This is a genomic window from Bifidobacterium ramosum, from assembly GCF_009299505.1.
Classification (GTDB): domain Bacteria; phylum Actinomycetota; class Actinomycetes; order Actinomycetales; family Bifidobacteriaceae; genus Bifidobacterium; species Bifidobacterium ramosum.
Genome location: NZ_WBSM01000004.1, coordinates 33,171 through 42,603, shown reverse-complemented (window position 1 = coordinate 42,603; position 9,433 = coordinate 33,171). Strand labels below are relative to the sequence as shown.

At 61.5% G+C, this 9,433-nt stretch carries 6 protein-coding genes; 3 read left to right on the top strand and 3 right to left on the bottom strand.

Features of this window, described 5'->3' with window-relative positions:
- Positions 1-4 precede the first annotated feature (4 nt).
- Entirely contained in the window at positions 5-250 is a 246-nt protein-coding gene (locus tag DSM100688_RS05400; protein ID WP_152358133.1) for a hypothetical protein, read from the top strand.
- Between the two features lie 453 nt (positions 251-703).
- On the opposite strand, the gene DSM100688_RS05395 is transcribed toward DSM100688_RS05400, so the two are convergent.
- A complete protein-coding gene (locus DSM100688_RS05395) occupies positions 704-2,089 on the bottom strand; it encodes a hypothetical protein (RefSeq protein WP_152358129.1) in 1,386 nt (461 codons plus the stop codon).
- 126 nt (positions 2,090-2,215) lie between these two features.
- On the opposite strand from DSM100688_RS05395, the gene DSM100688_RS05390 reads away from it, so the two are divergent.
- Positions 2,216-2,842: a DUF4230 domain-containing protein gene (locus DSM100688_RS05390; protein WP_152358128.1), complete on the top strand. Its 627-nt coding sequence runs from the start codon at positions 2,216-2,218 to the stop codon at positions 2,840-2,842.
- A gap of 554 nt (positions 2,843-3,396) precedes the next feature.
- Positions 3,397-4,488: a DUF4839 domain-containing protein gene (locus DSM100688_RS05385; protein ID WP_152358127.1), complete on the top strand. Its 1,092-nt coding sequence runs from the start codon at positions 3,397-3,399 to the stop codon at positions 4,486-4,488.
- A 280-nt stretch (positions 4,489-4,768) separates the two neighbouring features.
- Here DSM100688_RS05385 and DSM100688_RS05380 read toward each other — a convergent pair whose 3' ends face one another.
- A complete protein-coding gene (locus tag DSM100688_RS05380) occupies positions 4,769-8,509 on the bottom strand; it encodes a phosphoribosylformylglycinamidine synthase (protein ID WP_152358126.1) in 3,741 nt (1,246 codons plus the stop codon).
- 89 nt (positions 8,510-8,598) lie between these two features.
- Positions 8,599-9,348, bottom strand: coding sequence for a phosphoribosylaminoimidazolesuccinocarboxamide synthase (gene purC, locus DSM100688_RS05375; RefSeq protein WP_033492923.1), 750 nt, complete (start codon positions 9,346-9,348; stop codon positions 8,599-8,601).
- Positions 9,349-9,433 lie beyond the last annotated feature (85 nt).

Below are 9,433 nucleotides of genomic sequence, written 5' to 3'. Positions count from 1 at the left end.
GCCGATCGCGGTACGCAAGGTCGCTTCGACCCTGCAGCCCACGCATCGATATGACGACATCATCGATCTGCCGCATCACCGGTCCGTCGCCCATCCGCGCATGGCGCGCGCCAACCGTGCCGTACAGTTCATGCCGTTCGCCGCGCTCGCCGGCTACGACGACGTGCTGCTCGATTCCCTTGCCAAGTTCGAACAGACCTACGCGCCCCGGTTATCCTCCCCCGAAGATGCCCTCAACCACATCTGCTGAGCCGGCCTCCTCGTTTGCGCACCCCTCCCATTCCAACGGACGTCCAGCCGAAAAACATAGTCCAATCGGCTGTATGTCCGTTGAAGGGAGAGCTGTTAGAGGGGAGAGTATTAGAGGAAGTGAGGAGAACATCCATCGGGCGCGATTGCCCAAGATAAACATCCCGGACCCGTCCAACCCGCAACCCGCGATCCGCTTATCCCGCCGCCCCACTAACGGACATACAGCCGAAATCATCGGTCAAATCGGCTGTATGTCCGTTGAAGGGAACGCGCGGTGATGTGAGGGGTGCATCGATAGCGAGTGGCGGTAATTCCTACGCCGTGTGCTTATCGCTTCTTTCTTCAACGGACATGCAGCCGATCGACATACCCGAATCGGTTGTATGTCCGTCGAGGAAGTCGTGGTGATATTCCTTGGTATTGCAATGCGTTGTGTCTGCTTAGTGGTGTGCTAACGCTTCGGAACATCTGCCGGTGCATCAATGAGCTGCGGCTGTTGTCCCTCCTCGCGGCTGATCTGTTGACCCATTGATGACGTTGCTTCGGATGTTGCTTCATCGGCCGCAGCGTCATCCGAAGCAGAGGCATTCGCGGATGCGATCTTGTTGAGATTGTCCCCTACAAAATATGCGGCGTTGGCGATTCCGCGGGCTGCGACGCCGGTTGCGGCCTTTACGGTTCGCCCGGTGCTGTCGGCAAGCTCGCCACTAAGCTGCTTGGCTGAGTCGAATTGCTCTGCACCGGTTTCAATAACCTTATCTCGTACTTCCTTCGCGGCTTCCAACCATTTTTTGGTGCGTAGATCCTGTTCATTGAGTTCAATGCCGATTTTGACGTTGAACTTATTGACGTCATCCGCCATACGCCGGTTCGATTCGGCAATGGTCTTGGCGAGGGATGGATGAAGCAGTACTTTGGCGTTGGCCATGGCAATGTTGCCGCTGAGACGCTGGAACAGCTGCTCGGTGGTATGGGTGATGAGCTTCAGACGCTTCTCCCTATTGTCGAGTATGGCCAGACGTTGTTGATTGATGTCGTCCGGTGACGAGTCCAGCACTCGGTTCAGCTCAAGCGTCGCGCAGATGTCTTGCATTTGAATGCACTTGGCCAAAACTGCGAGCCATTCCCGGATTGGAGCTTCCTGCTGCTGTGAAGTCTCCGCCATGTCCTTGAGTCTTGCCTTGTTCTCCATCTTTTCCGAGATGGCATCCAACTGGCGGAGCGCGTATGCTTGGGTGGTCGCAATGGTTGTGGGAATGGCCTGTATCTTGGACCAGGTGATCTCCGAGACCCGTCCGTTATGCTCCTGCTCCACCGTTGCATCGTCAAGGACGATGCTTGCCCCTATCATGCTGGACAGCACTGCGTCCTTTTGCGCTCGCAGTATATCGTCGACCTTCTCGTCAATGGAGGCCAGATAATCGGTGATCTGATCAAGCTGCTGTTGCATGGCCATTTGTGTCATCATGGCGCCGATGTTTGCCAGAACCATCGGATTGGCCAAAGAAACGGCATTGTACAGATTCTCGAACTGAACGTTGCCCTTGAATCCGGCGTATCCTCCTTTCCCGATGACACCGGTGCTGAGTCCGGTTTTCGAGTTCGTGACCAATCCGTATTTTCTGATCTTCTCCACGGATGCTTGGGTGATTTTCACCCATCGCCCCGATTCCTGCGCGAGATTGGCTCCGACCTGCAGCGCTTCGCCCCCTCGGCGTTGCAGGGTCAGTGGGATGGAATCCAATCCTTCGGATTGAAGGAATGCCATGATGTCGTCGTTGTTACCAATGACGGCCAGGCCTTCGCCGTCGCTGACCAGCTGAATGTCGGTCTCCATGGTGCCTCCCTGCATATGGGTATCTGACACCCATGATAGCGAGAGGTGCGTTTGTTGTCCGTAAGGTTTTTGTCTGGGGGGGCTGTAGGTTCGAGGCAGCTGCTGTGAGAAGGTAGGGGGCTGTCGATGTCGAAGCTGTGGAAGAGCATACCCGGACGAATTCGCACCGTGATCGTTGTGGTGCTGGTGGCGGCATGCTGTGTCGCGGCGGTGTTCGGTTACCGTGCGATCGATGATTTTCTCCATCCCAAGGCGACGTTGACCAATTCGGTCGTGGCTCGTCAGCTGGAGAAGATCCAGGATCTCACCACGGCGAAGGAGACCGATTTCGGCTTCGAGGAATACAAGGAGGGCAGCATCGCCTTCCTGACCAAGAAGTCGTTCACGATGTTCTACACGTACGAGGCGCGGGCCGGCGTCGACCTGTCGAAAGCCAAGATCAATGTCGACGATAACCGTCACGTCATCGACATCACGTTGCCGGCTCCGACCATTCAGTCGGTGTCCGTCGATCCCGATTCGTTGAAGTTCTTCGACGAGACGTCGTCGGTGTTCAATCCGAACGAGGTCAGCGACACGGCCGACGCGTTGAAGGATGCCAAGGCGCAGTCCGAAAAGAAGCTCAACAAGGGCGAGCTGTTGAAGACCGCGAACGAACAGGCGAAGACCGTGATCGAGAAGATGTATGCGCCGGTCGCCGAGGTCGATTCGTATACGCTGAACGTCACCACGACCGAGCCGAAGGACGAGTAGTCGTCTATCCCATGAATATGACGAGCCGTGCGGATGCGATGTTCGCACGGCTCGTTGCATATACGCGAGGCGGGTGTGCCGTACGATGTCGTAGGATAGGTCTCGCGCATGAGACATGAGAACGTCTCATTGGCCAGACCGTAGAATGCGCCGACGACCAGTTCGAGGATGAATCCGACCGGCGGTTCGCTGTCGTTCGCTGCAACGTCAGGGGAATGGTGATCTCGCGACGAAAACACGCCTCCTTACGACGGAATCCTCCGGCCTGAGCGCGCATCTCCCTTGCCGCTCTTCCACGCGGAGACGGATCGGCTGTCTCCCAAGCTGGAGGTTCACGTCGGAAAGGGAACGAATGACACGATATGTTCAAACAACTTGCGGGAACCGTATTGCGTGCGACGAAGATGGTCGATACCGCCGCCAAGGACGCCGCGACCGACCTTCGGGAACCATCGCATGCGCACAAGCCACCGCGTGTGCATGACACGTCGCCGTATGTCCCGTACGACGGCGTTCGCGGAGAACGACAGCAGGATCATCGGTAAGGAGTGACAATGAAGTTCGACATGAAGCAACTGCAGGACATGGCCGACAAGGCCGTGGATCGTGCGACCCATATTACGGAGGAGATTCGCGAGGCGACGGAATCCATGGCCGAAAAGAAGACCGACGGATCATCCACGCGTCAGGCGCCTGCGCCGCGGTCGCGTGCATCCGCGAAACGATCCGCACGTGAATCCGACGGAACATCATGGATACGGTCGATGGACCATCGTACGAAAGTCATATTCGGCGTGTTACTTGGCGTAATCATATTCTTGCTGATGCTGGTTGGCATCATCGGCTGCGGTTCGTCGCGAAGCACGACCGACGTGCCGGTCACGGACAGCCGTATCGCCATGCCCGAGTCGGCGGAATCCTTCGCCGGCAAACAGTATGAGGACGTGGTCATGCGACTGCAGTCGGCGGGATTCACCAATGTGCAGACGAAGAAGCAGACGGATCTCATCACCGGTTGGATGACCAAGGAAGGCGAGGTCGAACAGGTATCGGTCAACGGCGATATGGACTTCGCCGCATACGAGAAGTTCGATGCGAACGCCACGGTCGTCGTCACCTATCATGCTTTCCCGGACAAGGACACGGCATCCGACTCCGGAAGCGATACGGATGCGACGGGCGGGGATGCCGATGCGGATGACACCGCGAACGGGTCGGATTCCGATGATACGGAACAGGCGCAGGCGGAATCCCCGCAGTCGCAGTCCGAACCGATTACTGCGCAGAACAATGCGGAATTCGCCGCGTTGCTGACCGGTCCGGAAACCGGGGACACGGTGCGGTCGTTCGCCGAACGGTACGCCGGACAGACGATCGCATTCGACGGCTACACCGCCGACGTGCAGCCGCATGATGACGCCAAGACCAGGTTCGACTACCTGATTCTGGCCGGCGATACCGGCGCCTCCCATGGCGGCCCGAACTTCCGCTTCACCGACGTGAACTACTACGATCTGCACCTCAGCGACGACGCGCCGGACTCGTTCGGCGTGGGACTGAACATCCACGTCGAAGCGACGATCGTACGATACGATCCGAACACGTCGTGGTTCGAGCTGAAGCCGGTCTCCATCACCATGCGGTGATGGCGTGGCGTTCTGCCGTCACCGCGGCTTACCGTCACTGATCATGCCTCCCCTCTTCTCTCAACGGACAACCAGCCGAAATCACCGGCCAAATCGGCTGTATGTCCGTTGAGAGAAGAGAGGTACGTTGTCGGTTGGGCGGCGACTCAACTTGCCGGCTACTACCGAAACCCACTACTGAAACCCACCACCGAAAACGGACATGCAGCCGATTCGCTCATTGGAATCGGCTGCATGTCCGTTAGTGGGGCGGCGGAAGCGAGCGACGAGCGGGACGCCGTCAGGCGGCGAAGTACTCGACGCCGGCTTCGAACAGCGGTTGGTACTTGTTGCCGGGCACGTTCACGTACAGGCCGTTGCCGGAGCGCTCCGAGTGACCCATCTTGCCGAACACGCGGCCGTCCGGGCTGGTGATGCCCTCGATCGCGAGCAGCGAGCCGTTCGGGTTCACGTCGAGATCCATGCCGGGCACGCCGGACTCGTCCACGTACTGCGTGGCGATCTGGCCGTTGGTCTTGAGCAGGTCGAGCACCGGCTCGGATGCGACGAAACGACCCTCGCCGTGGGAGATCGCGACCGTGTGGATGTCGCCGACGGAGGTCTTCGCCAGCCACGGGGACAGGTTCGACGCGACGCGCGTGCGCACCAGACGGCTCTGGTGGCGGCCGATCGTGTTGAACGTCAGGGTCGGGCATTCCTCGGTCATCGGCACGATGTCGCCGTACGGCACCAGACCCAGCTTGATGAGCGCCTGGAAGCCGTTGCAGATGCCGAGCATCAGGCCGTCGCGGTTCTTCAGCAGGTCGCGCACGGCCTCGGTGACGGCCGGGGCGCGGAAGAACGCGGTGATGAACTTCGCGGAACCGTCCGGTTCGTCGCCGCCCGAGAAACCGCCCGGGATCATCACGATCTGGCTCTTGTTGATCTCCTCGACCAGCGCCTGCGTCGACTCGGCGACGGCGGCCGGCGTGAGGTTGTTCACGATCAGCGTCGACACGTCGGCCCCCGCGCGTTCGAACGCGGCGGCCGAATCGTACTCGCAGTTGTTGCCCGGGAACACGGGGATCACGACGTGCGGCTTGGCGACCGGAGCGCCCACGTACACGGTCTTCTTCGGCGTCTCGAACGTGACCGTCTCGGTCGTCTTGCCCGCCTCGGCACCCTTGGAACGATACGGGAACACGGATTCGATGCCGGACTCCCACGCCTCCTGGATCGCATCCAGATCAAGCGTCTCACCCGCGGCGCGGAATTCATATGCGGCGGTGGTCGTGCCGATCTCGCCGATCTCGACGAGGTTCGACGCGGCCGGCAGCTTCGCGTCATCCGCAAGCTCGACGATGAACGAGCCGTACGCCGGCGTGAACAGGTCGTCTGCGGCGATCGAATCGTTCAGCGCGACGCCGATGCGGTTGCCGAGCGTCATCTTGAACAGCGCCTCGGCCGTCGCGCCGTAGCCTGGCGTGGACACGGCCAGTGCGTCGTGGAAGTCGGTCAGCTCCTCGACGATCGAGAACGCCTCGAGCAGAGCATCCTTGTCCGGCGTGATGCCGTCCGCCAGATAGCGCGGCGCGATACGCACGACGCGGTGATCGGCGCCCTTGAACTCCGGCGACGTGGCGCGCTTCATGTTGCCCACGGCCACGGCGAACGAGATCAGGGTCGGCGGCACGTCGAGATGCTCGAACGTGCCGGACATCGAATCCTTGCCGCCGATCGCGCCCGCGCCGAGATCGATCTGCGCCATGAGCGCGCCGAGCACGGCGGCGGTCGGCTTGCCCCAGCGTTCCGGCTCGTCGCGCAGCTTCTCGAAGTACTCCTGGAAGCTCAGATACGCCTTCTCATGCTCGAAGCCGGCGGCCACGAGCTTGGCGAGCGACTCGACCACCGACAGGTACGCGCCGGTGAACTGATTCGCGCTCATGATGTACGGGTTGAAGCCCCACGCCATCGCCGACGCGGTGGTCGTCTCGCCGAACACCGGGAACTTGGCGACCATCGCCTCGTTCGGGGTGAGCTGACGGCGGCCGCCGAACGGCATGAGCACGGTGCCCGCGCCGATCGTCGAATCGAAACGCTCGGACAGACCCTTGTTGGACGCCACGTTGAGATCGGTCACGACCGCGTGCAGACGGTCCGCAAGCGAACCCTCACGCCATGCGGTCGGCGTCTCGTACGCCTGCTGCGCCTCGACGTGCACGACCTGATGCTTCGACGCGCCATTGGAGGCGAGGAACTCACGCGACAGGTTCACGATCTCGTCGCCGTTCCACGTCATCACCATGCGCGGGTCCTCGGTCACGGTCGCGATGACGGTGGCCTCGAGGTTCTCCTCACGCGCATAGCCGAGGAATTCCTCGACATCGGAAGCGGCCACGTCCACGGCCATGCGCTCCTGCGATTCGGAGATCGCCAGCTCGGTGCCGTCAAGGCCCTCGTACTTCTTCGGCACGGTGTTGAGATCAACGTACAGGCCGTCCGCCAACTCGCCGACCGCCACGGACACGCCGCCCGCGCCGAAATCGTTGCAGCGCTTGATCAGACGGCACGCGTCGCCGCGGCGGAACAGACACTGCAGCTTGCGCTCGACCGGCGCGTTGCCCTTCTGCACCTCGGCGCCGTCGAGTTCCAGCGATTCCACGTTGTGCGCCTTGGACGCGCCCGTCGCGCCGCCGATGCCGTCACGGCCGGTGCGACCGCCGAGCAGGATGATCTTGTCGCCCGGAGCCGGGGTCTCGCGGCGCACATGATCGGCCGGGGTGGCGGCCACGACCGCACCCACCTCCATGCGCTTGGCCACATAGCCCGGATGATAGATCTCGTCGACCTGACCGGTGGCGAGGCCGATCTGATTGCCGTACGAGCTGTAACCGGCGGCCGCGGTGGTCACGAGCTTGCGCTGCGGGAGCTTGCCCTCCAGCGTGTCGGCGACCGGCACGGTCGGATCGGCGGCGCCGGTGACGCGCATCGCCTGGTACACGTAGGAACGACCGGACAGGGGGTCGCGGATGCAGCCGCCGATGCAGGTGGCTGCGCCGCCGAACGGCTCGATCTCGGTCGGATGGTTGTGCGTCTCGTTCTTGAACAGGAACAGCCAGTCCTGATCTTCGCCGTTCACGTCGACCTTGACCTTGACGGTGCAGGCGTTGATCTCCTCGGACTCGTCGAGGCCGGTGAGGATGCCGTTCTTCTTGAGCCACTTCGCGCCGATCGTGCCCATGTCCATCAGGCACACCGGCTTTTCGTCGCGGCCTAGCTCGTGACGCAGCTCGAGATAGCGCTCGAACGCGGCCTTGACGGTCGCATCGTCGATGACCACGTCGTCCAGTTCGGTGCCGAACGTCGTGTGGCGGCAGTGGTCGGACCAGTACGTGTCGATGACCTTGATCTCGGTGATCGTCGGCTCGCGCTGCTCGGCCGTGAAATACTTCTGGCAGAATTCGAGATCCGCCAGATCCATCGCAAGACCGCGCTCGTCGATGAACTTCTGGCCGGCGGCCGCGTCCATCTCGTTGAAGCCGGCGATGACCTCGACCTTGCCCGGGGTCGGCACGGCGGTCTTTAGGGTCTCCTTGGTTGCAAGGCTCGCCTCGCGCGCCTCGACCGGGTTGATCACGTAGTGCTTGATCGCGTCCACGTCCGCGTCGGTCAGCTCACCGGACAACGCGTACAGTTTGGCGGAACGGACGGTCGGACGCTCGCCCTGCGAGATCAGCTGGATGCATTCGCTCGCCGAATCGGCGCGCTGGTCGAACTGGCCGGGCAGGAACTCGGTGGCGAACACCTTCGCGTCGCCGAAGTCGGGCAGGTCATTGGAGACATTGTCGACCTGCGGCTCGCTGAACACGGTCGGCGTGGCCTGGGCGAACAGTTCGGCGCTGATGCCCTCCACGTCGTAACGGTTCACGATGCGCACGGACTTGAGGCCGGTCATGCCGAGGATCGTGCGCAGTTCGCCGGCGAGCTGCTGCGCCTCGACGTCAAAGCCGGGCTTCTTTTCCACGTACACGCGAAAAACCATGGAAATCCTTTCTTGCAAAACTCTTGGGAATCGTCGTATATAACGAAAATCGGCTCCCTCTGATGGCAGGGGGAGCCAGAAAACAGATGTCAGGCGACTTCGATGCCTTCGGACTTGGCCAGCTCGGCCAGACGGCCCTCGATCTCCTCGTAGGCCGGGATGATCGAACCGAGGCCGCGGCGGAACAGGTCCTTATCGAGGTGCTCCACCTTGCCGGAGTGGTCGCGCTGATCCCACAGGCGGCAGGAGTCCGGGGTGATCTCGTCGGCCAGCAGCAGCGTGCCGTCGGAGGCGCGGCCCATCTCGATCTTGAAGTCGACGAGCTTGACGTCGATCTTCGCGAAGATGTCGATGAGCGCCTCGTTGATGCGACGGGCCAGCGGGGCGATCTCGGCGAGATCCTCGCGCGTGCACACGCCGAGCGCCACGAGATCGTCGTCGTTCACGAACGGATCATGCAGGTCGTCGTTCTTGAGGAAGTACTCGAGCACCGGCTCCTTGAGCGGCAGGCCCTCCTCGACGCCGAGGCGCGAGCAGAAATGGCCGGCGGCGGTGTTGCGCAGCACGATCTCGAGCGGGAACATGTCCATCTTGCGCACCAGCTGGGCGGTGTCGTTCACGCGCTTGACGAGGTGGCTGTCGATGCCGCGGGCCTTGAGCAGGTCGAAGATGATGGTGGTGATGAGGTTGTTCAGACGGCCCTTGCCGGTGAAGTCCTCCTTCTTCTCGCCGTCGCCGGCCGTCGCGGTGTTCTTGTATTCGACCCACAGGATCTCCGGGTCGTCGGTTGCGTACAGCTGCTTGGCCTTGCCCTCGTAGAGCTTTTCCAGTTTCTCCATGATCGCCTTTCAAATCAGCGGAATTTCTGGGTGAACTAACGGTAAAAGGGTACCAATCGCCGGGGATAACGGGCGCGTTCGGAGC